The following is a 26,869-nucleotide window of genomic DNA, read 5'->3' as shown; positions in this document are numbered from 1 at the left end:
GATCGGCCACCCGTTCCCTGCCCGACTACCCAAACGTCCCGGGCACGGCCTAGGGTTGCTGTGTGAACGAGCTCGATGTCGTAGGTGTCCGGGTCGAGATGCCCTCCAACCAACCGATCGTGCTCCTGCGTGAAGTGGGAGGCGACCGCTACCTCCCCATCTGGATCGGGCCGGGGGAGGCGACGGCGATCGCCTTCGCCCAGCAGGGCATGGCCCCCGCACGACCGCTGACCCACGACCTGTTCAAGGACGTGCTGGAGGCCGTCGGCCAGGAGCTCACCGAAGTGCGCATCACGGACCTGCGTGAGGGCGTCTTCTACGCGGAGCTGGTCTTCGCCAGCGGGGTAGAGGTGAGCGCCCGCCCGTCCGATGCCATAGCGCTGGCCCTGCGCACCGGAACGCCGATCTACGGCAGCGACGGGGTGCTCGACGACGCCGGCATCGCGATCCCCGACGAGCAGGAGGACGAGGTGGAGAAGTTCCGCGAGTTCCTCGACCAGATCTCGCCGGAGGACTTCGGCACCAGCAGCCAGTGAGGCGTGGCCGGCCCGGCGGGCGCCCCGGTGCGCCACGCGGGCCGGTGCCCGGCCGGTCACGGGGCGGCCGCGGGCGATGACCGGCGGTCGGTGCGGGCGTCCTGCGGCCTGCCCGGAGTGCATTCGGCTAGCCTTTCCCCGCGGTTGGCTGCGGGAAACCACTCGTGGGGTGATTATCACTCGGCGTGCCGAGTGTGGCGGTCGTTGACGCACCCCTGGTGGCTGCCTACCGTCGAGAAGGCAGGTCAAGGACGGAGGTCGGCGTGAGAAGCAGCGGCGACGGTACGGCTGGGGGTGCCCCTGGACACGGTCCCGGGGCGAGCGGTCCGTACCCTTCCCCGAGCTCTCGGCTCCGTGCGAGCGGGGAATACCCCCATCACGGCAGCGCGGCCGACCACGTTCCGCAGCGACCGGCGGCCGTGCCGAGCAGCGGAGGGGCGACGTCCATGGCGTCCGAGGAGATCGGCTACCGCGGTCCGACGGCCTGCGCGGCCGCCGGCATCACTTACCGGCAACTGGACTACTGGGCCCGTACCGGCCTCGTCGAGCCCAGCGTGCGCCCCGCCCACGGCTCGGGGACACAGCGGTTGTACAGCTTCCGTGACGTCGTCGTCCTGAAGATCGTCAAGCGGTTCCTGGACACCGGGGTGTCGCTGCAGAACATCCGCACCGCCGTGCAGCACCTGCGCGAGCGCGGCTTCCGTGACCTGGAACGCATGACGCTGATGAGCGACGGCGCCACGGTCTACGAGTGCACCTCTCCCGACGAGGTCCACGCGTTGCTCCAAGGGGGGCAGGGCGTCTTCGGGATCGCCGTGGGCGTGGTGTGGCGGGACGTGGAGAACGCGTTGTCGCAGCTGCACGGGGAGCGCGTCGACACCGGCGAGACCCTCGTCGGGCACAACCCCGCGGACGAGCTGGCACGGCGGCGCAACCGGGCGGTCTGAGGCCGGCCCCTCGCGCCCGCGACGTTGTCAGTGGCGTAGGGCAGCATCGGACATGTGAGAACCGCGCCCACGATCCTGCATCTCGACATGGATGCCTTCTACGCCTCGGCGGAGCAGGCAGCCAAGCCGAGTCTGCGCGGGAAGGCCGTCGTCGTGGGCGGGCTCGGGCCGCGCGGGGTGGTCGCCACCGCGTCGTACGAGGCACGGGCCTTCGGGGTCCGGTCCGCCATGCCGATGGCGCAGGCCCGGCGGCTGGCGCCGAACGCGGCGTACCTCGTGCCCCGCTTCGGCCTCTACCGGTCGATCAGCGAGCAGGTGATGGGGCTGCTGCACGCGCTGTCGCCGCTGGTGGAGCCGCTGAGCCTGGACGAGGCGTTCGTGGACCTGGAGGCCGGGGACGCCGCCTGGGACGAGACGTCGGCGCGGCTGGTGGGGGAGAGGCTGCGCGCCGACATACGGGGCCTGACCGGGCTCACCGGGTCCGTGGGGCTCGCCGCCTGCAAGATGCTCGCGAAGATCGCCTCCGAGGAGGCCAAGCCCGACGGGCTGGTGGTGATCGAGCCGGGCACCGAGCGGGCCCTGCTCGAGCCGATGCCGGTGCGGATCCTGCCGGGCGTGGGACCGGCGACCGGGGACCACCTGCGGCGGGCCGGCATCACCACGGTCGGCGACATCGCCGAGGCGGGGGAGGACGAGCTGGTGCGGCTGCTGGGCAAGGCCCACGGACACGCCCTGTACGCCATGGCGCTGGCGCGCGACGACCGGCCCGTGGTGGCCGAGCGGGAGGCGAAGTCGGTGTCGGTCGAGGACACCTACGACGTCGACATCCACGACCGGATCCGGGTGGGCACGGAAGTGGGGCGGCTGGCCGACCGCTGCGTACGGCGGCTCCGCGCGGCCGGGCTGTCCGGGCGGACCATCGTGCTGAAGGTCCGGCGCTACGACTTCTCCACGCTGACCCGTTCGGAGACGCTGCGGGGGCCGACCGACGATCCGGCGGTCGTGCGGGAGGCCGCCGCGCGGTTGCTGGAGTCGGTGGACACCACGGGAGGCGTGCGGCTGCTGGGGGTGGGGGTGAGCGGGCTGGCCGACTACACGCAGGAGGACCTGTTCGCGCAGGCGGCCGGGGAGCGGGAACGGGAGAGCGGGCAGACGGAGGAGCCCGAGGAACTGCCGGCGGAGCGGCAGACGGCTCCGGCGGAGCGGCGGTGGCCCGCGGGGCACGACGTACGGCATGCCGAGTTCGGGCACGGGTGGGTGCAGGGGAGCGGGCTCGGACGGGTGACCGTGCGGTTCGAGACGCCCGGCTCGCAGCCCGGGCGGGTGCGGACGTTCCGGGTCGACGACCCCGACCTGGAGCCGGCCGATCCGCTGCCGCTGGTGCCGCTGATACCGGAGAGGTCGCAGGAACAGGGAGCCGGAAAGTCGGCCTATGCCTCGTCCGAGCCCGCCAGCCTGCCGAAGTCGTGGTCGGCGTCGTCGAAGGCGGACGGCGGGGCGACGTCCAGGCCGTAGTGGTGGTAGAGCTGCAGTTCCTGCTCGGGGGAGAGGTGGCGGCCGACGCCGAAGTCGGGGGCGTCCTTGATCAGGGAGCGGTCGAAGGGGACGTGCAGGGCGCCTTCCACCAGTTCGCTGGGTTCCAGTGGGACGAAGGCGTCCCGGGAGAACAGTCCGGTGCGTATGGCGGCCCACTCCGGCATGCCGGTCGCGTCGTCGAGGTAGACCTCGTCGACGGTGCCGATCTTGGTGCCGTTGCGGTCGAACGCCTTGCGGCCGATCAGGTTGCGCGGATCGATGTCGGTCTGCACGGGCCCTCCTCCTGGTCGCATTCGTCATCACTACGAAAGAGCACAACGCGGCGGGCGGCCACTCGAAGGCCGGGGTGTCGTGCCCGCTGGTACCCTGGCAACGGCTGCTGACCCCGTGCGGGAGAGTCCTCCGGACATCACCGGAGGCGCCGAAGGAGCAAATCCTCCCCGGAATCTCTCAGGCTCACGTACCGCACGGACGAGGTCACTCTGGAAAGCAGAGCGGGTGTCGCTACGGCCTCCGCTCTCACCGACGGTGCAAGCCGCAAGCCCTCGGGCGGCCCGGTGAAGCTCTCAGGTTGAGATGACAGAGGGGGAGGCCGTCCGGGTACCCGCGCCGTGGTGCCCCTCGAAGGTCGCGCAAGACCAGGAGGCCTCCGCAATGACCGCCCACCGCATTCCGCTCTCCGAGCTCGAGCAGGGCATCCCCTTCGAACAGCGCCACATCGGGCCCGATCAGGAAGCGCGGGCGAAGATGCTCGCCCAGGTCGGGTACGGCTCGCTGGACGAGCTCACCGCCGCCGCGGTGCCGGATGTGATCAAGAACGCCGGCGCGCTCGACCTGCCGGGCGCGCGCACCGAGGCGGAGGTGCTCGCCGAGCTGCGGTCGCTCGCCGAGCGCAACCAGGTGCTCGGCTCCATGATCGGGCTCGGGTACTACGGCACGTTCACCCCGCCCGTCATCCTGCGCAACGTGCTGGAGAACCCGGCCTGGTACACCGCCTACACGCCCTACCAGCCGGAGATCTCCCAGGGCCGCCTCGAGGCCCTGCTGAACTTCCAGACGATGGTCGCCGACCTCACCGGCCTGCCGACCTCCGGCGCCTCGCTGCTCGACGAGGGCACGGCGGCCGCCGAGGCCGTGGCGCTGTCCCGGCGCATGGGGAAGAACAAGAAGGGTCTCTTCCTCGTCGACGCCGACGCGCTGCCGCAGACCATCGCCGTGATCGAGACCCGCGCCGAGCCGACGGGCGTCGAGGTCGTCGTGGCCGACCTCAGCGACGGCATCCCGGCCGAGGTCGCCGCGCGCGAGATCAACGGCGTGCTCATCCAGTACCCCGGCGCCTCCGGTGCCGTACGCGACATCAAGCCGGTCATCGACCAGGCGCACGAGCTGGGCGCCCTGGTCACCGTGGCCGCGGACCTGCTCGCGCTGACGCTGCTGAAGTCGCCCGGCGAGCTCGGCGCGGACATCGCGGTCGGCACGACCCAGCGGTTCGGCGTGCCCATGGGCTTCGGCGGTCCGCACGCCGGCTACATGGCGGTGCACGAGAAGTTCGCGCGCAGCCTGCCCGGGCGTCTGGTGGGCGTCTCCGTCGACGCCGACGGGCACAAGGCCTACCGGCTCGCGCTGCAGACCCGTGAGCAGCACATCCGCCGGGAGAAGGCCACCAGCAACATCTGCACCGCCCAGGTGCTGCTCGCCGTGATGGCCGGCATGTACGCCGTCTACCACGGCCCCGAGGGGCTGAAGGGCATCGCCCGGCGCACCCACCGGTACGCCGCGATCCTCGCCGAGGGCCTCCGGGCCGGCGGGGTCGAGGTCGTGCACGGCGCCTACTTCGACACCCTGACCGTCCGCGTCCCGGCGAAGGCCGGCGAGGTCGTCGCCGCCGCGCGGCGCGGCGGGGTCAACCTGCACCTCGTCGACGCCGACCACGTCCTGGTCGCCTGCGACGAGACGACCACGCGGGCGCGGCTGGACGCCGTATGGGCGGCTTTCGGCGTCGAGGGCGACGTCGAGGCGCTGGACGCGGCGGCCGGGGACGCGCTGCCGGAGGCGCTGCTGCGCACCGACGGCTACCTCAACCACCCCGTCTTCCACCAGTACCGCTCCGAGACCGCCATGCTGCGCTACCTGCGCCGCCTGGCCGACCGTGACTACGCGCTCGACCGCGGCATGATCCCGCTGGGCTCCTGCACGATGAAGCTCAACGCGACCACGGAGATGGAGCCGATCACCTGGCCCGAGTTCGGGCAGCTGCACCCCTTCGTGCCCGTGGAGCAGGCGCAGGGCTACCTCACCCTCATCCACGAGCTGGAGGAACGTCTCGCCGAGGTCACCGGCTACGACAAGGTGTCCCTCCAGCCCAACGCCGGCTCGCAGGGCGAGCTGGCCGGTCTGCTCGCCGTGCGCGGCTACCACCGAGCCAACGGCGACGAGCAGCGCACGGTCTGCCTGATCCCGTCCTCCGCGCACGGCACCAACGCCGCCAGCGCCGCGATGGCCGGCATGAAGGTCGTCGTCGTGAAGACCGCCGAGGACGGCGAGATCGACGTCGCGGACCTGCGGGCGAAGATCGAGCAGTACCGCGACGAACTGGCGGTGCTGATGATCACCTACCCGTCGACGCACGGCGTGTTCGAGGAGCACGTCGCCGACATCTGCGCCCAGGTGCACGAGGCGGGCGGGCAGGTGTACGTGGACGGCGCCAACCTCAACGCCCTGGTCGGCCTCGCCAAGCCGGGCCACTTCGGCGGTGACGTCTCCCACCTGAACCTGCACAAGACGTTCTGCATCCCGCACGGCGGCGGCGGCCCCGGCGTCGGCCCGGTCGGGGTGCGCGCGCACCTGGCGCCGTACCTGCCGAACCACCCGCTGCAGCCGGAGGCCGGTCCCGAGACCGGCGTGGGCCCCGTCTCGGCGGCTCCCTGGGGGTCGGCGGGCATCCTGCCCATCTCCTGGACGTACGTCCGCCTGATGGGCGCTGAGGGGCTGAAGCGGGCCACGCAGGTGGCGGTGCTGAGCGCCAACTACGTCGCCAAGCGACTGGAGCCGCACTACCCGGTGCTGTACACCGGCCCCGGCGGCCTGGTCGCGCACGAGTGCATCATCGACCTGCGGCCGCTGACCAAGGCGACCGGCGTGAGCGTGGACGACGTCGCCAAGCGGCTGATCGACTACGGCTTCCACGCGCCGACCATGTCGTTCCCGGTGGCCGGGACGCTGATGATCGAGCCGACCGAGTCCGAGGACCTGACCGAGCTCGACCGGTTCTGCGACGCGATGATCGCGATCCGCGCGGAGATCGAGAAGGTCGGCTCCGGCGAGTGGCCCGCCGACGACAACCCGCTGCGCAACGCGCCGCACACCGCGGCAGCGCTGACCGGCGAGTGGGAGCACGCCTACACCCGCGAGGAGGCCGTCTTCCCGGCCGGCGGCTCCGCGGCCGACAAGTACTGGCCGCCGGTGCGCCGCATCGACCAGGCCTTCGGCGACCGGAACCTGGTGTGCTCGTGCCCGCCGCCGGACGCCTACGAGGACTGACCGCGGCGACGGACGCACGGTGCGAGGGCCCCGCTTCGGCGGGGCCCTCGCGCGTCACGCCGTCGCCAGCGCGACCTCGGTCGACTTGATCAGGGCCACCACGGGGGTGCCGGTCGCCAGCGCCAGGTCCTGTGCGGCGTCCTCGGTGATCGCGGAGGTCAGCTCGCCGCCCTCGACGGCGACCTCCACGGCGGCCATCGCGCGGCCGGCGGTGATGCCGGTGACCGTGCCGGGGAGCCGGTTGCGGATGGACAGACCCTCGACCGGGCCGGTGGCGAGGGCGACCTCCGTGGACTTCACCAGCGCGTGGACGGCGGAGCCCGCCTCGAGTCCGAGTTCCTCCACGGCGTCCAGGGTGATCGCCGCGGTGAGGTCCTGTCCCCCGGCGAGGCGGACCTTGACGGTGGCCATCACCTTGCCGCGGGTGACGTCGGTGACGGTGCCGGGGAACTGGTTGCGGATGCTCAGGGTCATGGTCGTCCACCGTAGTGGGCGGGGTGCGTCAGGCCGGGTAGGCGTGCGTCTGCGTCGCCTTGACCGTCGCCCAGACCGGCGCGCCGGGGTGCAGGCCGAGTTCGGCCGCGGCGACCGTGGTGAGGTCGGCGGCCAGCGGGAGCTCGCCGGTGAGGTCCACCCGGATCTGGTCGCCGTGGGTCTCCAGGCCGGCCACCTCGCAGTGCCAGAGGTTGCGGGCGCTGGAGCCGGTGGGGCGGGTCCGGTGCAGGGTGACGGCGCCGGGCGGGAACGCCACGAAGGCCGGGCCGGACAGGACCTCGGTCGTGGTGAGGGACGGTCCGGCGTCCAGGCGGACGGTGTGGCCGTCGGCCTGCCCCCGGTAGAGGTTCAGCCCGACCAGCTGGGCGATGTAGTCCGTGCGGGGGCGACGGGCGATGTCGGACGGGGCGCCCTCCTGTACGACACGGCCGTGCTCGACGACCACCAGGCGGTCGGCCAGCACCATGGCGTCCAGCGGGTCGTGCGTGACCAGGACGGCGACGGCCTCGAAGTCGGCCAGGTGGCGGCGGAGCCGGGCGCGGACCTCCAGGCGGGTGCGGGCGTCGAGCGCGGCCAGCGGCTCGTCCAGCAGGAGCAGCCGGGGCCGGACGGCCAGGGCGCGGGCGAGGGCGACACGCTGGGCCTGGCCGCCGGACAGCCCGCGCGGCTTGGCGCCGGCGTGGCCGGCGAGGCCCATGCGGTCCAGCAGCTCGGCGGCCAGGGCGCGGGCCTCCGCCTTCGTCGCGCCCTGGCAGCGGGGGCCGAAAGCCACGTTGTCGAGGGCGGTCAGGTGCGGGAAGAGCAGGTAGTCCTGGAAGACCACGCCGACCGGGCGGGCCTCGGGCGGCGTACGGTCCAGCTCGGCGCCGTCGAGGCGCAGGTGGCCGTCGGTGAGCGGGACGAGACCGGCCAGGGCGCGCAGGGCGGTGGTCTTGCCGGCGCCGTTGGGGCCGAGGAGTGCGACCACGTCGCCGGGGGCGGCGGTGAGGGTGATGTCGAGGCGGAAGGCCGCGCGGTCCACGACGAGACGGGCGTCGAGGCCCGCGCCCGGGCGGCCGGGCGGGGGCGGGTGCTCGGCCTTGCCGGGTGCTTCGGCGGGGGGCCGGTTCCGGGCCGTGCGGGGGGTGCCGGCGGGGGCTTGGCGGGGTGCTTCGGCGAGGGGCCGGCGCACAGGGGCGCCGGGGGCGTCCGCGGGGGGCTCGGGGGTGCCGGGGGCCGGGGAGGGCGGGTTGGTCATGAGGTCGTCATCCAGCGGTCCCTCAGGCCCGCCAGGACCGCGATCGACACCGTCAGCAGCACCAGGCTGAGGGCGATCGCGGCGGCGGGGTCGTTCTGCAGGGCGAGGTAGACCGCGAGCGGCATGGTCTGGGTGCGGCCGGGGAAGTTGCCCGCGAAGGTGATCGTCGCGCCGAACTCGCCCAGGGCCCGTGCCCAGGCCAGTACGGCTCCCGCGGCGATGCCCGGGGCGACCAGCGGCAGCGTCACCCGGCGGAAGGCGGTGAAGCGGGACGCGCCCAAGGTGGTGGCCGCCTCCTCGTAGCGCGGGTCGGCGGCGCGCAGGGTGCCCTCCACGCTGATGACGAGGAACGGCATCGCCACGAACGTCTCGGCGAGCACCACCCCGGCGGTCGTGAAGGGCAGGGTGACGCCGAACCAGGCGTCCAGCCACCGGCCGACCACCCCGTTGCGGCCGAGCGCGAGCAGCAGCGCGACACCGCCCACCACGGGCGGCAGGACGAGCGGCAGGGTCACCAGCGCGCGGACCAGGCCGCGTCCGGGGAAATCGGTGCGGGCCAGCAGCCAGGCCAGCGGCACGCCGATCACCAGGCTCACCGCGGTCGCCGCCGTCGCGCACAGCAGCGACAGCCGCAGGGCCTGCCACACCGCGGCGCTGGTCAGCTGGTCCGGCAGGGTGCTCCACGGCGCCCGCACGAGCAGGGCGACCAGCGGCAGCAGCAGGAACGCCAGGCCCACGAGGGCGGGCAGCAGGAGGGGCAGCGGAACCCCGCGCCCGCTCGCCCGCCCGGTCCGGCGGCTGACGCGGGCGCCGTCGCGCCGCGGCCCGCCCTTGAGGAGCCCGGCCGCGGAGCCGTCGGGCGCTGTCACGGCTCGAGGAACCCGGCCCGGGTCAGCACCTTCTGGCCCTCGGCGGACTCGACCAGCTCGATGAACGCCTTGGCCGCCCGGGCGTTGGGGGCGTTCTTGAGCAGGGCGACCGGATAGTCGTTGACGGCGTCGGCGGACTCGGGGAACTCCACGCCCTCCACCTTGTCACCGGCGGCCTTCACGTCCGTCCGGTACACGACGGCGGCGTCGGCCTCCTTCAGCTCGACCTTCGTCAGTGCGGCCTTGACGTCCTGCTCGTAGGAGACCGGCGTCAGCTCGAGACTCGCGGCAGCCAGCGCCTTCTGGGCCGCGGCTCCGCAGGGCACCGTCCTGTCGCACAGCACGACCTTGAGGCCGGACTTCGTGAGGTCCTTCAGGGAGGAGATCTTGTCGGGATTGCCCGGCAGGGTGGCGATCTCCAGCCGGTTGCGCACGAAGACCGTGGGCGTGCCGACCGCGTCCTTGCGGTCCGTCACGATCGCCATCGTCTTCGGACTGGCGGCGGCGAAGACGTCGGCCGGGGCGCCGCCGGTGATGTTCGCGGCGAGGGTGTCGCTGCCGCCGAAGCTGAAGGTCACCTCGGTGCCGGGGTGCTCCTTCTCGAACTCCTTGCCCAAGGCGGTGAAGCTCTCCTGAAGCGAGGCCGCGGCGAAGACGGTGACCGTGCCGGACAGCTTCGGCGACGAGGACGCCGCGGACCCGGAGGCCCCGGAGGAGTCCGAGCCCGAGGAGGAGCAGGCGCTCAGGAGCAGCAGGGCAGCGGCTCCCGCGCCGGCCGGCCACAGGGTGTGGTGGGTCCGGCGGGTCCGGCGCGCGCAGCGGATCGTCACAGTGGCCACTCCTTCTGCCCGGTCATGGAGAGGACCGTCGGCCCCCTTCCCTGTGCCGATCATACTGACGCATTTGCGAGACGTAAGTCCTCACCGGCATCGCATGAGCGGCGGCGTGGACATATATAGGGGTGCATGTGCGGTCACGCGGATGAGCTTCACGCGCGGTCGACGTGGACGTTTGTCGACTTCACTCGGGCAGTGGCCTCCATGCCGACCTCCAGCCCCAGTTCCTCGACCGCCTCGCGGGTGAGCAGGGAGACCAGCCGGTGCGGGCCGGCCTGGATCTCCACCTGGGCGGCCACGTCGCCGAGTTTGATCGCGGTGACGATGCCGGGGAAGGCGTTGCGGACCGAGGTGTACGGCGTCTCCTCCTCGCCGCCGCTGCCGGATCCGGCGAGTTCGACCGAGAACGCGGCCAGGTCCCGCCCGTCGATGAGCCGTCGTCCGCTGTCGTCGCGGTGGGTCGCCACCCGGCCGGCGTCCGCCCAGCGGCGCGCGGTGTCCGGGCTCACGCCGAGCAGTCGTGCTGCCTGGCCGATCGTGTAGGACTGCATGCGGATCACCATAGGGCGGTTCGCGGGCCGCGTGTGTGCGTGGATGCCGGCCGCACGTGGGCTGGGTGAGGGCCGTGTGCGGGCGTGGATGCCGGCCGCACACGGGCGTGGGCGAGGGCCGCATGCGGGCGCGGGTCCGGGTGGCCGGCTCGCGCGTGGCCGGCTGCGGTCCGTCGGGTATCGCCGGTCGGTCCGAGCTCCTACAGTTCCCTCCGTAAAGTTCGCCAATGATGCCGAAACTTTCGGCCTCGTGGAGGGTGTGACGCGCATGCGGACCTTCGGCAATCCCGTCATCGGCGGCTTCCACCCCGACCCGAGCGTGTGCCGGGTCGGGGCGGACTACTACCTGGTGTGCTCCAGCTTCGAGTACTTCCCCGGCGTCCCGCTGTTCCACAGCCGCGACCTCGTCCACTGGCGGCAGATCGGCAACGTCCTCGACCGGCCGAGGCAGCTCGCCCTGCCGGACGGGACCCCGCCGTCCGCCGGGATCTACGCCCCGACCCTCCGCCACCACGACGGCCGCTTCTACATGATCACGACCAACGTCGGCAACGGCGGCACCTTCCTGGTCACCGCAGAACGGCCCGAAGGTCCCTGGTCCGACCCGGTGTGGATCGACGTGCCCGGGATCGATCCGGACCTCGCCTGGGACGACGACGGCGCGTGCTGGTGCGCCGTCGCCGGAGTGGGCCTGGCGCGCATCGACCCCGGGACCGGGAGGGTGCTGGAGGGGCCGGTGAAGGTGTGGTCCGGCACGGGGATGCAGCATCCGGAGGCGCCGCACCTGTACCGCATCGGCGACTGGTGGTACCTGATGCTCGCCGAGGGCGGCACCGCGCACGGGCACAGCGTCTCCGTCGCCCGTGCCCGCTCCCCGCGCGGCCCCTACGAGCCGGCGCCGGGCAACCCGGTCCTGTCGCACCGCAGCACCGATCTGCCGGTCCAGTGCACGGGCCACGCCGATCTGGTCCGGGCGCCCGACGGCAGCTGGTGGATGGTGCTGCTGGGCACGCGTCCGCGCGGGTACTTCCCGTCCTTCCACGTGCTCGGCCGGGAGACGTTCCTGGTTCCCGTGGAGTGGGCCGACGGCTGGCCGCAGGCCGGCCCGGTGCGGGAACGGCACCCGGCTCCGGCGGCCTGGCACCCCTTCCCGCCCGAACCGGTGCGCGACGACTTCGACGCGGCGGACCTGGCGCCGTACTGGATCTCGCCGCGCAGCCGGCCGGAGGGGGCCTGCTCCCTCGGCGGGCGGCCGTCGTGGCTGACCCTGAAAGCCACGGGCGGCACCCTCGACCGGCCGGGCCACACCTTCGCCGGCCGCCGGCAGCAGCATCCCGACTGCCGCGTCGCGGCACGGATGGACCCGGGGACGGGCCGCGGCGGGCTCTCGGTGCGTATGGACGAGGCGCACCACTACGACCTCGAGGTCGCCGGGGGGCAGGTGAGCGTCGTCGCCCGCATCGGGCCGGTCCGGCAGGAACTCGCGCGCCGTCCGGTGCCGCCGGGCCCGGTCACCCTGGGCCTGGAGTTCCGCGCCACGCTCTCCGGGCACGGCGCGGGACCCGACACGGTCGTCCTCTCGGCCGAGGGCGGCGAACCCCTCGCCGAGCTGGACGGCCGCTACCTCTCCACCCAGGTGGCAGGCGGCTTCACCGGCCGCGTGATCGGCATGTACGCCACGGAGGGCAGCGTGGCGTTCGACTGGTTCGACTACGTCCCCCTCGCCGGCGGCTGAACCGCACGGCCGGGCGTTTCCGGAAGCCTTCGGAAACTGTCGGCCCCGCCCGGAAGTGCCTCAACGGCCCCGCCTTCCGCGCGCGTCGGCCGCAGATTCACCGTGCACAAGGGGTTGCCACCGTTCAGGGGCTGTCTCTAGGGTGCGGCAACAACGCATCTTTCTGGATCAACTCCGAAACTTTCGATCCAGTGGACGGCCGTGGATGCGCCGTCCCGTACCCAAGGAGCGCATGATGGGCGACCGGGCACTGTCCCGCCGCGGCTTCCTCGCGGCCTCCGCCGCGGCCGGTCTCGGCATGACGGCACTGAGTGGTTGCGGCGGAGACTCGGACGGAGGGTCGTCGTCGGGAACGACCACCATCGAGTGGTGGAACATCTCCACCACCCAGCCGACGAAAAGCGTCTGGGCCGGCCTCGCCAAGAAGTTCGAGGCGCAGAACCCCAAGGTCAAGCTGAAGATCGTGCAGCTGGAGAATGACGCCTACAAGTCGAAGATGACGGCGCTGACCGCCTCCGGGAAGCTGCCGGACATCTTCCACACCTGGGGCGGCGGCGTGCTGCAGCAGCAGGTCGACGCCGGGCTCGTCGAGGACCTCACGGACCGGACCAAGCCGTGGGCCGACGGGCTGCTGCCGGTCGCGAAGCAGCCGTATCTGCTCGACGACAAGGTGTACGGCATCCCGTTCGACATAGGCATGATCGGCTTCTGGTACAACAAGGCGCTGTTCGAGAAGGCCGGCATCAGCGAACCCCCCACCACCTGGGGCGGGTTCCTCGAAGCCGTGAGCAAGCTCAAGTCGAAGAAGATCACCCCCATCGCGCTCGCCGGCAAGGAGAAGTGGCCGGGCATGTACTACTGGGCGTACCTGGCGATGCGCACCGCCGGCCTCGACGCCCTGAGCAAGGCCGCAGGCGACAAGGACTTCACCGGCGCCGGGTTCGTCCAGGCCGGACAGCACCTGAAGGACCTCGTCGCGCTCCAGCCGTTCCAGAAGGGGTTCCTCGGCGCCGCCTACTCCACGCCCACCGGACAGGCCGCCACCGTGGGCAACGGCAAGGCCGCCATGGAGCTCATGGGCCAGTGGGCCCCCGTCGTGGAGGCGGACGCGGGCAAGGGCCTCGGCGCGGACCTCGGCTTCTTCCCGTTCCCGGCCGTCGAGGGCGGAAAGGGCGCCATCACCGAGGTGTTCGGCGGAGGCGGCGGGCACGCCCTGCGCAAGGGCGCCCCGCAGGCGGCCGTCGACTTCCTGAAGTTCTTCGCCTCCGAGACCACGGACCTCGAACTGGTCAAGAAGACCAACACCCTGCCGGTCGTCCCCGGAGCCGAGAAGGGGCTCTCCGACCCCAACACCAAGTCCGTACATGCCCAGTTGAAGGCCGCCACCGGCTTCCAGCTCTACCTCGACCAGGCCTACGCGCCCGCCGTCGGCCAGGAGATCAACGACAGCGTCGCCGCGCTCATCGCCGGGTCCAAGTCGCCCGCGCAGGTCACCCAGGCGATCACCAAGACCGCGAAGGAAGAGCAGTAGCCGGCGATGACCTCCACTTTCCTTCCGGACAAGCGGACGGGGCCCGGTGTCGTCGTCCCGCCCCCGGCCGGAGCCGCGGCCCGGGGGCGGGCCCGGCGGCGGGCACTGAACTGGTTCACCGCGGTCGGCTTCCAACTGCCCGCGCTGGTGCTGTTCGTCACGCTGGTGCTGCTGCCGATGCTCTTCGCCCTCTACGCCGCCTTCTTCCGGTGGGGCGGCTTCGGCATGCCCTCCGACTACATCGGCGGCGACAACTTCACCCGGCTGTTCGACGACCCCGTCTTCCTGGGCGACCTGTGGCGCTGCCTGGTCCTGGTCGTGCTGTCGCTCGCGATCCAGCTGCCGTTCGCGCTCGCCATGGCGGTGCTGCTCAACCAGCGGCTGCGCGGCCGGGCCGTCTACCGGATGCTGTTCTTCGCCCCGTACGTGCTGTCCGAAGCCATCACCGGCGTGCTGTTCAGCATGGTCTTCGCGCCGGGCGACGGGCTCGCCGACCACGTCCTCGGCGCCGTCGGACTGGACGGTCTTGGCGGGGAGTGGTTCGCCGACCCCTCCTACGTCATGGCCACCCTGTTCCTGGTCATGACGTGGAAGTACTTCGGCTTCCACATGATGCTCTACCTGGCCGGACTCCAGTCCATCCCGGCCGAGTTGACCGAGGCGGCGCTGATCGACGGCGCCGGGCCCTGGCAGCGCTTCCGCAACGTCACCCTGCCGCTGCTCGCGCCCACCCTGCGCATCAGCGTCTTCCTCTCCGTGATCGGGGCGATCCAGCTCTTCGACCTGGTCTGGGTGATCACCCAGGGCGGGCCCGACCACCACTCCGAGACGATGGCCGTGACCATGTTCCAGTACGGCTTCAAGCGCTACCAGGTCGGCTACGCCAGCGCGGTCAGCGTGGTCATGTTCGGCATCTGCCTCGCCTTCGCCCTCGCCTACCAGCGGTTCGTGCTCCGCCGCGACCTCGAAGGGGCCACCACGACGATGAGGGGAGCCGGCAAGTGAGCCGCAAGACCGCACGCACCCTGCCCCTGCACCTGATCCTCGTCGCGGTCGGCGCGGTGATGGCCGTACCCCTGGTGTACGCCGCCCTCTCCGGCTTCAAGTCCACCGACGAGCTCTCCCGCAACCCCTTCGGGCTGCCCGAACACTGGCTGACCGGCAACTACACCGGCATCCTCCGCTCCGGCGACTTCTGGCGGCTGGTCGGCAACAGCACGCTCATCGCGGTGGGCACGACCGTGCTCGTGGTCGCGGTGTCCGCGCTCGCCGCCTTCTCCTTCGCCCGGTTCGCCTTCCGGGGGCGGGAGGTGCTGTTCACCGTCTTCACGATGGGGCTGATGTTCCCCTTCGCGGTGGCCGCGCTGCCGCTGTTCCTGCTGCTGCGCTCGCTGGACCTGCTCGACAACCCGCTGGGCGTGATCCTGCCGCAGGCCGCGTTCGGGCTGCCGATGACGATCATCATCCTGCGGGCGTTCTTCCGGGAGATCCCCGGCGAGCTGGAGGAGGCGGCCACCCTCGACGGCTGCACCCCCTTCGGGTTCTTCTGGCGGGTGCTGCTGCCGATGGCGCGGCCCGCGCTCGGCACGGTCTCCGTGCTCGCGGTCGTCACCAGCTGGAACAACTTCTTCTTGCCGCTGCTGGTGTTCACCGAGAACAAGTGGTGGACGCTGCCCATCGGCGTCCAGCAGTTCCAGGGCGAGTACTCCGCGGAGTACGCCCGGGTCTTCGCCTACCTCGTGCTGGCGATGGTCCCGGCCCTCGCCTTCTACTCGGTCGCCGAGCGTCAGCTCGTCGGCGGCCTCACCGCCGGCGCCACGAAGGGATGACGAGCGCCCGCGGACGTACGGCTCACCCACACCATCCGACCGTGAGGAGTCGCACCATGCGCAAGCACCGCCTGAGACTCGTCGCTGCCGTGGCCGCCGTCCTGGCCGCCGCGGGCGCCGGCACCGCGGCGCCCGCCCAGGCACACGACAGGCCGTCCACCCTCGCCGGCCTGGCCGAGCGGCACGGACGCTACTTCGGCAGCGCCACCGACAACCCCGAACTCACCGACACCGCCTACACGGCGGTCCTCGGCAACGAGTTCGACATGATCACGCCCGGCAACGGCATGAAGTGGTACGCCACCGAACCCGAACCGGGCGTCTTCGACTGGTCCGCCGGCGACGAGATCGTGGACCTCGCCCGCCGCAACCACCAGCGGTTACGGGCCCACACCCTGGTCTGGCACAACCAGCTGCCGAGCTGGCTGACCGACCGCGAGTGGACGGCCGACGAACTGCGGGCGGTCCTGAAGCGGCACATCCTCACGGAGGTGCGGCACTACCGGGGCAAGGTCTACTCGTGGGACGTCGTGAACGAGGCGTTCAACGAGGACGGCACCTACCGCGAGACCATCTGGTACAAGACCCTCGGCCCCGGCTACATCGCCGACGCGCTGCGCTGGGCCCACCAGGCCGACCCGCACGCCAAGCTCTATCTCAACGACTACAACATCGAGGCCGTCGGCCCGAAGTCCGACGCCTACTACCGGCTGGCCCAGGATCTCCGGGCGCAGGGCGTCCCGCTGCACGGCATCGGACTGCAGGCCCACCTCGCCCTCCAGTACGGCTATCCGGCCACCCTGGAGGACAACCTGCGCCGCTTCTCCCGGCTCGGCCTCGACACCGCGCTCACCGAGGTCGACGTCCGTATGCTGCTGCCGGCGGACGCGGAGAAGCTCGCCGAGCAGGCCGACTGGTACCGGGACCTGACCGCGGCCTGCCTCGCGGTGCGCCGGTGCGTGGGCATCACGGTGTGGGACTGGACCGACAAGTACTCGTGGATCCCGGCGTTCTTCCCCGGAGAGGGCGCCGCGCTGCCGTGGGACGAGGAGTTCCGGCCCAAGCCGGCGTACGCCGCGATCCGGCAGGCGCTCGGCGAAGGGTGACGGCACGGACCCGCGCCGGGGGAGGTGCCTCGCCGCTGCAGGGTGGCGGCGAGGCATCCCGGCGCGCCGCCGGGGCCGGGCGGGTCGGCGTGGCGGGGGTGGGCGGCTGTGTTGACGTGGGCGGGCATCGGCGGTTGGCGAGTGCGCCGGTTTGCGGGTGTGGCGGTGTGCGGCTCAGGCTGCGGGCGGCGCGGGGGCCGTGCTGGAGCGGACGATCAGTTCCGTGCCCAGCTCCACCCGCGGTGACTCCGGCCCCTCCGCGCGGGCCAGGCGCAGCACCGTGCGCACGGCGAGCCCGCCCATGTCGGCCAGGGGCTGGCGCACAGTGGTCAGCGGCGGGGCCGACCAGCGGACCTCCGGAAGGTCGTCGAAGCCGACCAGACTCATGTCCTCCGGCACCCGCAAACCCCGTCGGCGCAGGGCCTCGATCGCGCCGAGCGCCATCCGGTCGCCGGCCGCGAAGACGGCGGTAGGCGGCTCGGGCAGGTCCAGGAGGGCGGTGCACCGGTGCCCGGCGGCCCCGCCGCGTTTCGGCGGCGGGGGCGGCGGAGCGGGCCTTCCGGGTGGCGGCCGGACTCGGGGTGGAAGTCGCCGCGGACGACGAGGGTCTCGTCCACCGTGATGCCGGCGCTCTTCAGGGCGGCGCGGTAGCCGTCGAACCGGGCGCGGGAGCAAAGCAGCCGGGGCGGGCCGGCGATCAGCCCGATCCTGCGGTGGCCGAGGGCCAGCAGGTGCTCGGTGGCCGCCAGGCCGCCCGCCCAGTTGGCGGCGCCGATGGCGGGGACGTCGAGGCCGGGGGAGCCCGCCGGGTCGACGACCGCCAAGGGGACGCCGAGGGCGCGCAGTTCCTCGTGCAGGACCGGCTCCAGGGCCGAGGTGACGAGGATGACGCCGTCGGAGGCGCGGGCCCGCAGGTTGCGCATCCACTCGCGGGCGTCGCCGGAGCGTCCGTGGATCGCCGAGACCACGGTGCCGACCCCGGCCGCGTGCGCGGCCTCCTCCACGCCCCTGATGACCTCCACCGCCCACGGGCTGTCGAGGTCGTCGAAGACCAGGTCGAGCAGGGCGGCGCGGGTGGCCGGAGCGGCGCGCCTGCGGTAGCCGTGGCGCAGCAGCAGGTCCTCGACGAGCGCCCGGGTCCTGGGCGAGACGTCGGAGCGGCCGTGGACCACCCGGGAGACGGTCGGCACCGACACCCCGGCCTGCCGGGCGGTCTCCGTGATGGTGACCTTGCCGCGGGCCTCGGTCCGTTGCCCGGCGCCGGACTCGTGCGCTGCCATCCCCACCTCCGCCGCTGCCCGTCTCGATGCGTCCGGGAGCGGACGGTGAACGCCGCCGGGCGCGCGTCAGGGCCGGTTCGCGGCGGGCGTCCGCGAGCCGGCCCCGGGGAGCCGCGGGCGGTCGGCGTGCCGCCCGTTCGTGAATCAGGCGGCCGTCATCACGCGGTGCGGGGCGATGATCTGACCGTCCGGCAGGAGCTCACCGGTGTCCTCGAAGAGCAGGACGCCGTTGCACAGCAGGCTCCATCCCTGCTCCGGGTGGTGCGCCACGAGTCGGGCGGATTCCCGGTCGGCGGAGTCTGCTGAGGGGCACGGTGGCTGGTGCTGGCACATTGGCGGGATCTTTCGCTCTGTCGTGGTGTTCGAGATGGATGGTGTGTCCGTGTCGCGCCGTGAAGCCTCGTCCATGGCCGCCCCCCGTTGACAAGTCGGTCGGAACCCAGTGTTGCCCCACGGGCGTCGATCCGCAGGTATTTCGCAGCACCGCTTCTCACAGGTTCAGGACGCACCGTTCCCCGCGGGCGGTTCAGTGTGACCGCACTGTCCCTTCGGGTGGTTTCACATGGCCGGATGGGGCTAGTCCCGACCGGTCGGAGCCGGCTGCGGGCGCGTGCGAGCACCCCGTGGCTCGAACGAGCGGAACGGGTGCGGGCGGCGAGTGAGGTGGCGGCGTGCCCCCGCCCCCGGAGTCGGGGAGCGGGGGCACGCGGGTGGTCGGGCCGGGTGGGCTCAGGCGGTCTGGCGCAGCAGCGGCGCCGGGGTCACCCGGCGGGTCAGCGTCGGCAGCAGATCGGCGACCCGGTGCGGCTGGTGCGCCGCGATGCCGGGAGGAGCGGGCGCCAGCGGGACCAGGATGTCCGTGTCGGCGGGGTTGCCGGCGGCGGCGTCCGCGGCGCAGTCGCCGTGCAGCCACAGGGTGAGCATGTACAGGCCGGGCACGGACAGCAGGCGGGGCTGGTAGGGCTGGGTCAGTGTCTCGGCCTGCCGCAGCGCCTGTTCGGTGGAGGGGATGTAGGGGCCCTCGAAGAAGTGCGAGAAGGCCCAGCCGTCGGCGGTGAGCGTGGTCTCGGCGGCGGCCACCGAGCGGTCGCCGGAGCGGATCAGGAACCGCCATCCGGCGAGCCGGGTGGTGGCGCCCGTGGCGGTGATCGCCTCCAGCACGTGGACGGGGAGCGGGAGCTCGGGGGTGACGGGTCCCTGGTGACGCAGCAGGGACGGGGTGCGGGCCTCACGGACGGCGGAGGGGGAACCGAGCGCGGCGAGGACGGAGCGCAGTGCGGGCGTGGGAGCCGGGGGGACATGCAGCGGCATGGTGGGTCGCCTCTCATTCGGCAGGCACGGTGACGCGAGGGCGGGGGCGGACGGCGCTGTCTGCTCACGAGGCCAGGGAGGCGGGGGCCGGGGTCTGGTAACGAGGGGTGTGGTGAGGCCTGCCGTACGTCGCCTCGACGGCGGGTTCCATGACCGCGGGCGCCAACCCTCTGCCTGTTCGCGGAGTTTATACGAGGTATGTTCAGGCAGTGTTTCGGCTAGCCCTTTGCGGTGTACTCGGCAAGGGCGCATTCGGTCGGCGTTACGCGGGAATCATCCCGATTCCCAACCGACTCCGAAGCGGTGACCTCGGAGAATGTCCGGGAGGTGGTCGGCCAATTCTCGTCGGCGTTTTTCACGAGTTCGTGAGCTGTCCGCAACTGCGTTGTGACGCATGCCCGGCGAATGTGCCGCGGGTCACTTCTTCCAGCGTAGCGGGCCACGAGCCCGCGTGGGGACGTTATCGATCGGCTGGGCTGGGCATTATCCCACGTGACCAGGACGCCGGCGGCCGGTCTTCGGCCCGCCCATTCGAGGAGGGACGCTTCGATGGGGGAGAAGGTCGTGGCAGGCGGGTTCGACCTGTCCGATCGGCAGCACTACCGGGACAAGCTCCGGCGGTGCCTGACGGGGCTCGAGCGGCTGCTGGCTCAGGAGCGCTTCGATCGGCCGAAGAACCTCATGGGTCTCGAGATCGAATTGAATCTGGTCGGCGCCGACGGCATGCCCAAAATGCTGAATGCGCAAGTACTCGAGCGCATCGCGAGCCGGGACTTCCAAACAGAACTCGCCATGTTCAACCTGGAAGTCAACATCGCCCCACACCGATTGGGTGGGCGGGTATTCGACCGGCTCGCCGAAGAACTCCGTACGTCACTGGCATATGCCGACAGAAAGGCGGGGGAGGTGGACGCGGGAATCGTGATGATCGGTATTCTGCCGACGCTCGACCGGGACGACCTGGTCTCCTCCAATCTCTCCGCGGTGGACCGCTACACCCTCCTCAACGACCAGATCGTGGCAGCCCGCGGCGAGGACTTCGCCCTCGACATCGACGGCGTGGAACACCTCAGGTGCACGTCGAAGTCCATAGCCCCGGAGGCCGCCTGCACCTCCGTGCAGTTGCACCTCCAGGTCACCCCGGGCCGCTTCGCCGACGTGTGGAACGCGGCGCAGGCCGTCGCCGCAGCCCAGGTCGCCATCGGCGCCAACTCCCCCTTCCTGTTCGGCCGCGAGCTGTGGCGCGAGTCCAGGCCCCCGCTGTTCCAGCAGTCCACCGACACCCGCCCGCCGGAGCTGCAGGCCCAGGGCGTACGGCCGCGCACCTGGTTCGGCGAGCGCTGGATCAGCTCCGCCCACGACCTCTTCGAGGAGAACCTGCGGTTCTTCCCGGCGCTGCTGCCGATCTGCGACGAGGAGGAGCCGCTGGAGGTCGTCGACGCGGGCGGCGTCCCCAAGCTCGCGGAACTCGTCCTGCACAACGGCACGATCTACCGCTGGAACCGCCCGGTCTACGGCATCGCCGACGGCGTCCCGCACCTGCGCGTGGAGAACCGCGTGCTGCCCGCGGGCCCCACCATCACGGACGTCATCGCCAACGCGGCCTTCTACTACGGCGTCGTCCGCGCCCTCGCCGAGGAGCCGCGTCCGGTGTGGACCCGGCTGCCCTTCGAGGCGGCCGCCGCCAACTTCGACGCCGCCTGCAAGCACGGCATCGACGCCCGCCTGGAATGGCCGCGGCGCGGCCGGTACGCCGGTACCGCCCAGGTCGACGCGGTGACCCTGGTGCGCGACGAACTGCTGCCGCTCGCCGAGGCGGGCCTGACCGCGTGGGGCGTCGAACCCGCCGACCGCGACCTGTACCTCGGCGTGATCGAGGAGCGGTGCCGCCGCCGGGTCAACGGCGCCTCGTGGCAGGCGGTCACCTTCCACCGGGCCCTGGAGTCGGGGCTGTCGCGGGAGTCCGCGCTGGCGGCCACCACCCGGCGGTACTGCGAGCTGATGCACGCGGGGGAGCCCGTGCACACCTGGCCGGTGGGCCTGCCCAAGCCCGTGCCCCTGGGCTGAGCGGCCGGGTCGTTCCCGGCCGGTGCGCTGCCTCTCGCGGCGGTCCTCTCGGCCTCCTCCGCGTCGGCGTCCGCGACGCACGGCGATCACGCGCGGCGTCGGCGGGGGTCGCGGACGCCTGCCTCATGGTGATCGTGCATGCTGTGACGTCCCACGACGGTGGCGCTCTCCCCGGCGGTGCCGGTGGTGACGGCGAGGCGTGAACAGTCAATGGAGGCAGGTGTGCAGGCAGAGGCGGGCGCGGTGGCCGGTTCCTCTCCCGAGGAGCGGCCCTCGCGGCGGATCTTCCGTGACGAGACGCTGCTCGTCCTGGGGCTCTCGCTGGGCGCGAGCGGTGTTTCCGCCCTGATCAGCTTTGTCGGATCGGTCACCCGGCCAGGCGGTCTGAAGGACCAGGCGGCCACGCTCAACGCCTCGGCCGCGCCGGGTCGCCCCTGGCTGGACCTGGCCTGGCAGCTGTTCGGGATCGCCACCGCTCTGGTGCCCGTCGCGCTCGTGGCGCACTTCCTGATGCGTGAGGGGCAGAGCCTGCGCACGCTCGGCTTCGACCGTACGCGGCCCTGGCCGGACCTCGGGCGCGGCGCCGCGGTCGCCGCGGTGATCGGCAGTACCGGCATCGCCTTCTACCTGGCCGCGCGCGGGCTGGGCTTCAACCTCACGGTGGTGCCGGAGGCGCTGCCCGACGTGTGGTGGAAGTACCCCGTGCTGGTCCTGTCGGCGGTGCAGAACGCCGTCCTGGAAGAGGTCATCGTCGTCGGCTATCTGCTGCGCCGGCTCGGGCGGCTGGGCTGGACGCCCGGAGCCGCGCTGATGGGCAGTGCCGTGCTGCGCGGCTCCTACCACCTCTACCAGGGCATCGGCGGCTTCGTCGGGAACATGGTGATGGGCGTGGTCTTCGTCCTGCTGTACCGGCGCTGGGGCCGGGTGGGGCCGCTGGTGGTGGCGCACTCCCTGCTCGACATCGGGGCGTTCGTCGGGTACGCGCTGCTGGCGGGAAAGGTGGGCTGGCTGCCTACGGCGTGAGCAGTGTCCCCTCGATGACCGTGACCGCGCGGCCGGTCAGCAGGGTGCGTTCGCCGCGCAGTTCGGTGCGGACGCGGCCGGGCCGGGGGGATGCCTGCAGGCCGGTCAGGACGGACCGGCCGAGGCGCTCGGACCAGAACGGGGCGAGGGCCGTGTGGGCGCTGCCGGTGACGGGGTCCTCGTCGATGCCGACGTTCGGGAAGAAGCAGCGCGAGACGAAGTCGTGCCCGGCGGCCGGGTCGGCGGCCGGCGCGGTGGCGATGATGCCGCGCTCGGAGCAGGCGGCCAGGGTCCTGTGGTCCGGGTCGAGGCCGCGGACCGTCCCCTCGTCGGCGAGTTCCAGCAGCAGGTCGCCCACGTTCGGGCCGGTGTCGAAGGCGGCGCGCGGTGCGGCGCCGAGTGCTTCGGCGACGCCGTCGGGGACCTCGACGGGCGTGAGCGGCGCCGTGGGGAAGTCCAGTGCGACCGAGCCGTCCGCACCGGGCGTCGTGACGAGCACGCCGCTGCGCGTGGCGAACCGCACCGGGCCCTTGTGGGCGCCGGTGGAGCTCAGCACGTGGGCCGTCGCGAGCGTGGCGTGGCCGCACAGGGCGACCTCGGCCGCGGGAGTGAACCAGCGCAGCGCCCAGTCGGCCTCCCCGCCCCCGGGCAACCGGTGCGCGAACGCCGTCTCGGCGTGGTTCACCTCCCGGGCCACCTGCTGCATCCAGCCGTCGTCCGGGAAGGCGTCGGCGTCGAGGAGCAGGACCCCGGCGGGATTTCCGGCGAAGGGACGGTCGGTGAAGGCGTCGACGATTCGTATCCGCATGCCATGACGCTAGGGTGCGCGCCGGCCCCCGGAACACATCCAATTCCGGCTTCCTGGCCCTTTGGCGGGGCACGACGCCTGGAGCGGACGGCCGCAGGCGGTGAGGCCCGGAGCGACAGCCGCGGGCCCCGGCCCCGACGCCGTACGGGCGTCCGGGCCGGGGCCGGAACCTGCGGAGTGGTCCCCGTCCGGGACGGTCAGTCCGTGCCGGACTCCATGGCGGCGCGGTCCAGCAGTTCCTCGTCCTCCGAGACCTCGCCGCGGGAGGCGATGGCCTCGGCACCGCCCTCCGGCATGCTGCCGATCAGGCCGGTCGCGGCCGCCTGGGCGGCGCCGACGGCGGGGTGCGCGGTGCCGATCAGGCCGATCCCGGCGTACTGCTCCAGCTTGGCGCGGGAGTCGGCGATGTCGAGGTTGCGCATGGTGAGCTGGCCGATCCGGTCGACCGGGCCGAACGCCGAGTCCTCGGTGCGCTCCATGGACAGCTTGTCCGGGTGGTAGCTGAACGCCGGGCCGGAGGTGTCGAGGATCGAGTAGTCCTCACCCCGCCGCAGCCGCAGCGTGACCTCACCGGTGATCGCCGCGCCGACCCAGCGCTGCAGCGACTCGCGCACCATCAGCGCCTGCGGGTCCAGCCAGCGGCCCTCGTACATCAGCCGGCCCAGACGCCGTCCCTCGGTGTGGTACTGGGCGACGGTGTCCTCGTTGTGGATCGCGTTGACCAGACGCTCGTAGGCCGCGTGCAGCAGCGCCATGCCGGGGGCCTCGTAGATGCCGCGGCTCTTGGCCTCGATGATCCGGTTCTCGATCTGGTCCGACATGCCCAGGCCGTGCCGGCCGCCGATGGCGTTGGCCTCCATCACCAGGTCGACGGGGGAGGCGAACTCCTTGCCGTTGATCGTCACCGGGCGGCCCTGTTCGAAGCCGATCGTCACGTCCTCGGTGGCGATCTCGACCTCGGGGTCCCAGAACCGCACGCCCATGATCGGCTCGACGGTCTCCACGCTGGTGTCCAGGTGCTCCAGCGTCTTGGCCTCGTGGGTGGCGCCCCAGATGTTGGCGTCGGTGGAGTACGCCTTCTCCGTGCTGTCCCGGTAGGGCAGGCCGTGGGCGATCAGCCACTCGGACATCTCCTTGCGGCCGCCGAGCTCGGTCACGAAGTCCGCGTCCAGCCAGGGCTTGTAGATCCGCAGGTGCGGGTTGGCCAGCAGGCCGTAGCGGTAGAACCGCTCGATGTCGTTGCCCTTGAAGGTCGACCCGTCGCCCCAGATCTGCACGTCGTCCTCGAGCATCGCGCGCACCAGGAGGGTGCCCGTGACGGCGCGGCCGAGCGGCGTGGTGTTGAAGTAGGCGCGCCCGCCCGAGCGGATGTGGAACGCACCGCAGGCGAGTGCGGCCAGGCCCTCCTCGACGAGCGCGGCGCGGCAGTCGACCAGACGCGCGACCTCGGCGCCGTAGGTCTTGGCCCGGCCCGGCACCGAGGCGATGTCGGGCTCGTCGTACTGGCCGATGTCGGCGGTGTAGGTGCACGGGACGGCGCCCTTGTCGCGCATCCACGCGACGGCGACCGAGGTGTCGAGACCGCCGGAGAAGGCGATGCCGACGCGCTCGCCGGCGGGGAGGGAGGTGAGGACCTTGGACATGGGAAGAGTATGCATGAATCCGCATGGCTATGCAAAGCCCTGTGCCGGCACATGCCGTGCGAGGACGCGCGGCCGCCGCACGACGCCGCACGGAGCGGCGCGGCGACCGTGCGACGCCGTACGGACGACCCGCGTGCGCGGCGCGGTCGAGCGCCTACCGGGGGGTGGTCGCGATCTGGATCAGATTGCCGCAGGTGTCGTCGAGGACGGCGGTGGTGACGGGGCCCGTCTCCACGGGCTCCTGGGTGAACCGGACGCCGAGGCCGCGCAGGCGCCGGTACTCCGCCGTCACGTCCTCGACGGCGAACTGGGCGAGCGGGATGCCGTCCGCTACGAGCGCGTCCCGGTAGGTCCTGGCGGCCGGGTGCTCGGCGGGTTCGAGGAGGAGTTCGGTGCCGTCGGGCTCGTCGGGCGAGACCACGGTCAGCCACCGGTGCTTGTCGCCCAGCGGGACGTCGTGCTTCTTCGTGAAGCCGAGGATCTCGGTGTAGAACTGCTCGGCCTTGTCCTGGTCGTCGACGAAGACGCTGGTCAGATGGATCCTCATGGGGTGCTCTCCTCCGGTCCGGACGTGTCGGGCGTGAGCCATCGCTCGGCGATCTGCCGCAGTGGGGCCGTGTTCAGGTCGTGGAACTTGCAGCGGCCCTCCCGCCTGGTCTCGACGAGCCCGGCGGCCTCCAGTACGGCGAGGTGCTGGGAGACCGCCTGGCGTGAGATGCCGAGCCGGTGCTTCATGCTCAGCCGGGAGCAGATCTCGAACAGGGTCTGTCCGGACTTCTCCGTGAGCTCGTCGAGGATGGTGCGGCGGGTGGGATCGGCCAGGGCTTTGAACAGGTCGTCGGCCACGACCCGAGAATAGGCAAGCGGCCACTTGCCTATCAAGCACGGACACGCGCCCGGCGTTCCGGGCCGGCGGTGGATAGGCTCCCGGCATGCCCATCCGTGTGGACGTCGTCAGCGAAGCGAGCCAGGAAATCGTCGACGCCTTCGGCCGGCTGTTGCCGCAGTTGTCGTCGACGGCGAAGCCCCTCGACCGGGAGGCGGTCGACCGGATGGTGCGCTGCGACGCCAACACCGTGCTCGTGGCCCGCACTCCCGAGGCGATCGTCGGGACTCTGACGCTGGTGCTGCTGCCGCTGCCTTCCGGACTGCGGGCCCGCATCGAAGACGTGGTCGTGGACGGTGCGGCGCGAGGCCGTGGAGTTGCCGGTCTGCTCACCGAGGAGGCCGTGCGGATCGCCCGGGAGGCGGGCGCGCGGACGGTGGATCTCACCTCCCGGCCGGATCGTGCGGCGGCGAACCGGCTCTACGAGCGCGTCGGGTTCCGGAGCAGGCAGTCGACCGTCTTCCGCCTCCCGCTCGATCGGTAGCGCGGAGGTCTCGGTCACTCGCATCGTGACGGGTCTTGCCGTACGAACAGTTCCGATATATCGTTGAGTCATCGCGACAGATCAACGATGGAATGGAGTGAGTGCGATGCGCAGCCACGGATTCGAGCGTGGACACGGTGGACCCGGCCCCCGCGGACGGGCCGGTTTCGAGGGACGGCGCGGTGCCTTCGGCCCCTTCGGGCCGGGTGGCGGCCCCGGGCCGGGATTCGGTTTCGGCGGTCCGGGTTTCGGCCCGGGATTCGGCCCCGGCCCCAGGGGGCGCGGCGGACCACGCGGAAGGGCGCGGCGCGGCGACGTACGCGCGTCGATCCTGGCCCTGCTGAAGGACCGTCCGATGCACGGTTACGAGATGATCCAGGAGATCGCCGAGCGCAGCGGCGGGGCGTGGAAGCCCAGCCCCGGCTCGGTGTACCCCACCCTCCAGCTGCTGGAGGACGAGGGGCTGATCGTCAGTGAGAGCGAGGGCGGCAAGAAGCTGTTCTCGCTCACCGGCGCCGGCCGCGAAGCGGCCCCCGGGGGGGCCGCACCCCCCCGGGGGGGAGCCGACCCCGGCAACGACAGGGGGGCGCGCGGCGCGATACGGCCGGCCCGGGTGGGG

The 26,869-nt window shown here is 72.2% G+C and carries 25 protein-coding genes, 1 pseudogene and 1 riboswitch; of the genes and pseudogenes, 13 read left to right on the top strand and 13 right to left on the bottom strand.

From position 1 onward, the window contains the following. Window positions 1-62: 62 nt before the first annotated feature. From AB0G63_RS26045 to AB0G63_RS26035, 3 genes are all read left to right on the top strand, one after another. A complete protein-coding gene (locus tag AB0G63_RS26045) occupies window positions 63-536 on the top strand; it encodes a bifunctional nuclease family protein (RefSeq protein WP_004002801.1) in 474 nt (157 codons plus the stop codon). Between the two features lie 263 nt (window positions 537-799). After that, window positions 800-1,483, top strand: coding sequence for a MerR family transcriptional regulator (locus tag AB0G63_RS26040; protein ID WP_360754631.1), 684 nt, complete (start codon window positions 800-802; stop codon window positions 1,481-1,483). A 54-nt stretch (window positions 1,484-1,537) separates the two neighbouring features. Then, the gene (locus AB0G63_RS26035; protein WP_360754629.1) at window positions 1,538-2,998 is read left to right on the top strand and encodes a DNA polymerase IV; all 1,461 of its coding nucleotides are present in this window, start codon (window positions 1,538-1,540) and stop codon (window positions 2,996-2,998) included. On the opposite strand, the gene AB0G63_RS26030 is transcribed toward AB0G63_RS26035, so the two are convergent. After that, complete coding sequence (locus tag AB0G63_RS26030) at window positions 2,914-3,291, bottom strand: PRC-barrel domain-containing protein (protein ID WP_360754626.1); 378 nt, start codon at window positions 3,289-3,291, stop codon at window positions 2,914-2,916. The two genes, AB0G63_RS26035 and AB0G63_RS26030, sit on opposite strands and share 85 nt — an antisense overlap. 108 nt (window positions 3,292-3,399) lie before the next feature. Next, window positions 3,400-3,495: riboswitch (glycine riboswitch) on the top strand. Between the two features lie 178 nt (window positions 3,496-3,673). Between AB0G63_RS26030 and gcvP the strand changes: the two genes are divergently transcribed. Then, entirely contained in the window at window positions 3,674-6,559 is a 2,886-nt protein-coding gene (gene gcvP / locus AB0G63_RS26025) for an aminomethyl-transferring glycine dehydrogenase (protein ID WP_360754623.1), read from the top strand. A gap of 54 nt (window positions 6,560-6,613) precedes the next feature. Here the strand turns inward: gcvP and AB0G63_RS26020 are convergent, their stop codons facing one another. The 5 genes from AB0G63_RS26020 to AB0G63_RS26000 all read right to left on the bottom strand — a co-directional run bounded on the left by AB0G63_RS26020 (window position 6,614) and on the right by AB0G63_RS26000 (window position 10,547). Continuing rightward, window positions 6,614-7,033 carry a TOBE domain-containing protein gene (locus tag AB0G63_RS26020; RefSeq protein ID WP_360754620.1) on the bottom strand — a complete coding sequence of 140 codons (420 nt, stop codon included), beginning with the start codon at window positions 7,031-7,033 and terminating at the stop codon, window positions 6,614-6,616. Between the two features lie 28 nt (window positions 7,034-7,061). Further along, complete coding sequence (locus AB0G63_RS26015) at window positions 7,062-8,291, bottom strand: ATP-binding cassette domain-containing protein (RefSeq protein WP_360754618.1); 1,230 nt, start codon at window positions 8,289-8,291, stop codon at window positions 7,062-7,064. Beyond that, complete coding sequence (gene modB / locus AB0G63_RS26010; RefSeq protein WP_360754615.1) at window positions 8,288-9,160, bottom strand: molybdate ABC transporter permease subunit; 873 nt, start codon at window positions 9,158-9,160, stop codon at window positions 8,288-8,290. The genes AB0G63_RS26015 and modB overlap by 4 nt, the downstream gene beginning before the upstream one ends. After that, window positions 9,157-9,990, bottom strand: a complete 834-nt coding sequence (gene modA, locus AB0G63_RS26005) for a molybdate ABC transporter substrate-binding protein (RefSeq protein WP_360754612.1) — start codon at window positions 9,988-9,990, stop codon at window positions 9,157-9,159. Before modA ends, modB begins: the two co-directional genes overlap by 4 nt. A gap of 158 nt (window positions 9,991-10,148) precedes the next feature. Beyond that, a complete protein-coding gene (locus AB0G63_RS26000) occupies window positions 10,149-10,547 on the bottom strand; it encodes a helix-turn-helix transcriptional regulator (protein ID WP_324787332.1) in 399 nt (132 codons plus the stop codon). Between the two features lie 268 nt (window positions 10,548-10,815). Between AB0G63_RS26000 and AB0G63_RS25995 the strand changes: the two genes are divergently transcribed. The 5 genes from AB0G63_RS25995 to AB0G63_RS25975 all read left to right on the top strand — a co-directional run bounded on the left by AB0G63_RS25995 (window position 10,816) and on the right by AB0G63_RS25975 (window position 16,748). Continuing rightward, a complete protein-coding gene (locus AB0G63_RS25995) occupies window positions 10,816-12,282 on the top strand; it encodes a glycoside hydrolase family 43 protein (protein WP_360754657.1) in 1,467 nt (488 codons plus the stop codon). 235 nt (window positions 12,283-12,517) lie between these two features. After that, window positions 12,518-13,813, top strand: a complete 1,296-nt coding sequence (locus tag AB0G63_RS25990) for an extracellular solute-binding protein (protein ID WP_360754655.1) — start codon at window positions 12,518-12,520, stop codon at window positions 13,811-13,813. Window positions 13,814-13,819: 6 nt separating this feature from the next. Continuing rightward, window positions 13,820-14,818 (top strand): sugar ABC transporter permease, encoded by a 999-nt coding sequence (locus tag AB0G63_RS25985; protein ID WP_360754609.1) that lies wholly within the window; start codon window positions 13,820-13,822, stop codon window positions 14,816-14,818. A gap of 59 nt (window positions 14,819-14,877) precedes the next feature. Then, window positions 14,878-15,642, top strand: a complete 765-nt coding sequence (locus AB0G63_RS25980; RefSeq protein WP_360754652.1) for a carbohydrate ABC transporter permease — start codon at window positions 14,878-14,880, stop codon at window positions 15,640-15,642. 56 nt (window positions 15,643-15,698) lie between these two features. Continuing rightward, window positions 15,699-16,748, top strand: coding sequence for an endo-1,4-beta-xylanase (locus tag AB0G63_RS25975; RefSeq protein WP_360754607.1), 1,050 nt, complete (start codon window positions 15,699-15,701; stop codon window positions 16,746-16,748). A gap of 174 nt (window positions 16,749-16,922) precedes the next feature. Here the strand turns inward: AB0G63_RS25975 and AB0G63_RS25970 are convergent. The 3 genes and pseudogenes from AB0G63_RS25970 to AB0G63_RS25960 form a co-directional block, all read right to left on the bottom strand. Further along, a pseudogene (locus AB0G63_RS25970) lies at window positions 16,923-18,028 on the bottom strand (substrate-binding domain-containing protein). Window positions 18,029-18,172: 144 nt separating this feature from the next. Continuing rightward, complete coding sequence (locus AB0G63_RS25965) at window positions 18,173-18,361, bottom strand: DUF5999 family protein (protein ID WP_324784809.1); 189 nt, start codon at window positions 18,359-18,361, stop codon at window positions 18,173-18,175. 396 nt (window positions 18,362-18,757) lie between these two features. Continuing rightward, window positions 18,758-19,339 carry a hypothetical protein gene (locus tag AB0G63_RS25960; RefSeq protein WP_360754604.1) on the bottom strand — a complete coding sequence of 194 codons (582 nt, stop codon included), beginning with the start codon at window positions 19,337-19,339 and terminating at the stop codon, window positions 18,758-18,760. A 549-nt stretch (window positions 19,340-19,888) separates the two neighbouring features. Here AB0G63_RS25960 and AB0G63_RS25955 point away from each other — a divergent pair. Continuing rightward, a complete protein-coding gene (locus AB0G63_RS25955) occupies window positions 19,889-21,406 on the top strand; it encodes a glutamate--cysteine ligase (protein WP_360754602.1) in 1,518 nt (505 codons plus the stop codon). A 210-nt stretch (window positions 21,407-21,616) separates the two neighbouring features. Continuing rightward, complete coding sequence (locus AB0G63_RS25950; RefSeq protein WP_360754600.1) at window positions 21,617-22,429, top strand: type II CAAX endopeptidase family protein; 813 nt, start codon at window positions 21,617-21,619, stop codon at window positions 22,427-22,429. Here the strand turns inward: AB0G63_RS25950 and AB0G63_RS25945 are convergent. The 4 genes from AB0G63_RS25945 to AB0G63_RS25930 all read right to left on the bottom strand — a co-directional run bounded on the left by AB0G63_RS25945 (window position 22,419) and on the right by AB0G63_RS25930 (window position 25,726). Next, window positions 22,419-23,237, bottom strand: a complete 819-nt coding sequence (locus AB0G63_RS25945; RefSeq protein WP_360754597.1) for a PhzF family phenazine biosynthesis protein — start codon at window positions 23,235-23,237, stop codon at window positions 22,419-22,421. The genes AB0G63_RS25950 and AB0G63_RS25945 overlap by 11 nt on opposite strands. 197 nt (window positions 23,238-23,434) lie before the next feature. After that, entirely contained in the window at window positions 23,435-24,880 is a 1,446-nt protein-coding gene (gene argG, locus AB0G63_RS25940; RefSeq protein WP_360754595.1) for an argininosuccinate synthase, read from the bottom strand. Between the two features lie 154 nt (window positions 24,881-25,034). Beyond that, a complete protein-coding gene (locus AB0G63_RS25935) occupies window positions 25,035-25,427 on the bottom strand; it encodes a VOC family protein (RefSeq protein ID WP_360754592.1) in 393 nt (130 codons plus the stop codon). Continuing rightward, window positions 25,424-25,726 (bottom strand): metalloregulator ArsR/SmtB family transcription factor, encoded by a 303-nt coding sequence (locus tag AB0G63_RS25930; RefSeq protein WP_360754589.1) that lies wholly within the window; start codon window positions 25,724-25,726, stop codon window positions 25,424-25,426. Before AB0G63_RS25930 ends, AB0G63_RS25935 begins: the two co-directional genes overlap by 4 nt. An 86-nt stretch (window positions 25,727-25,812) precedes the next feature. On the opposite strand from AB0G63_RS25930, the gene AB0G63_RS25925 reads away from it, so the two are divergent. Both AB0G63_RS25925 and AB0G63_RS25920 read left to right on the top strand, forming a co-directional pair. Further along, entirely contained in the window at window positions 25,813-26,250 is a 438-nt protein-coding gene (locus AB0G63_RS25925; RefSeq protein WP_360754587.1) for a GNAT family N-acetyltransferase, read from the top strand. Between the two features lie 355 nt (window positions 26,251-26,605). Continuing rightward, a partial coding sequence (locus AB0G63_RS25920; RefSeq protein ID WP_360754584.1) for a PadR family transcriptional regulator occupies window positions 26,606-26,869 on the top strand: 264 nt, incomplete at its 3' end.

The organism is Streptomyces sp. NPDC020996, assembly GCF_040641355.1.
Taxonomy (GTDB): Bacteria; Actinomycetota; Actinomycetes; order Streptomycetales; family Streptomycetaceae; genus Streptomyces.
This window is presented reverse-complemented; position numbering and strand designations above follow the sequence as displayed.

Coding starts and splice junctions, on each gene's coding strand:
- AB0G63_RS26000 (WP_324787332.1), bottom strand. CDS start 10,547: ATGCAGTCCTACACGATCGGCCAGGCAGCACGACTGCTCGGCGTGAGC.
- AB0G63_RS25975 (WP_360754607.1), top strand. CDS start 15,699: ATGCGCAAGCACCGCCTGAGACTCGTCGCTGCCGTGGCCGCCGTCCTG.
- AB0G63_RS26015 (WP_360754618.1), bottom strand. CDS start 8,291: ATGACCAACCCGCCCTCCCCGGCCCCCGGCACCCCCGAGCCCCCCGCG.
- AB0G63_RS25990 (WP_360754655.1), top strand. CDS start 12,518: ATGGGCGACCGGGCACTGTCCCGCCGCGGCTTCCTCGCGGCCTCCGCC.
- AB0G63_RS25960 (WP_360754604.1), bottom strand. CDS start 19,339: ATGCCGCTGCATGTCCCCCCGGCTCCCACGCCCGCACTGCGCTCCGTC.
- AB0G63_RS26020 (WP_360754620.1), bottom strand. CDS start 7,033: ATGACCCTGAGCATCCGCAACCAGTTCCCCGGCACCGTCACCGACGTC.
- AB0G63_RS25995 (WP_360754657.1), top strand. CDS start 10,816: ATGCGGACCTTCGGCAATCCCGTCATCGGCGGCTTCCACCCCGACCCG.
- AB0G63_RS25935 (WP_360754592.1), bottom strand. CDS start 25,427: ATGAGGATCCATCTGACCAGCGTCTTCGTCGACGACCAGGACAAGGCC.
- AB0G63_RS25950 (WP_360754600.1), top strand. CDS start 21,617: ATGGAGGCAGGTGTGCAGGCAGAGGCGGGCGCGGTGGCCGGTTCCTCT.
- AB0G63_RS25955 (WP_360754602.1), top strand. CDS start 19,889: ATGGGGGAGAAGGTCGTGGCAGGCGGGTTCGACCTGTCCGATCGGCAG.
- AB0G63_RS25925 (WP_360754587.1), top strand. CDS start 25,813: ATGCCCATCCGTGTGGACGTCGTCAGCGAAGCGAGCCAGGAAATCGTC.
- gcvP (WP_360754623.1), top strand. CDS start 3,674: ATGACCGCCCACCGCATTCCGCTCTCCGAGCTCGAGCAGGGCATCCCC.
- AB0G63_RS25985 (WP_360754609.1), top strand. CDS start 13,820: ATGACCTCCACTTTCCTTCCGGACAAGCGGACGGGGCCCGGTGTCGTC.
- AB0G63_RS25965 (WP_324784809.1), bottom strand. CDS start 18,361: ATGTGCCAGCACCAGCCACCGTGCCCCTCAGCAGACTCCGCCGACCGG.
- AB0G63_RS25980 (WP_360754652.1), top strand. CDS start 14,878: ATGGCCGTACCCCTGGTGTACGCCGCCCTCTCCGGCTTCAAGTCCACC.
- argG (WP_360754595.1), bottom strand. CDS start 24,880: ATGTCCAAGGTCCTCACCTCCCTCCCCGCCGGCGAGCGCGTCGGCATC.
- AB0G63_RS25945 (WP_360754597.1), bottom strand. CDS start 23,237: ATGCGGATACGAATCGTCGACGCCTTCACCGACCGTCCCTTCGCCGGA.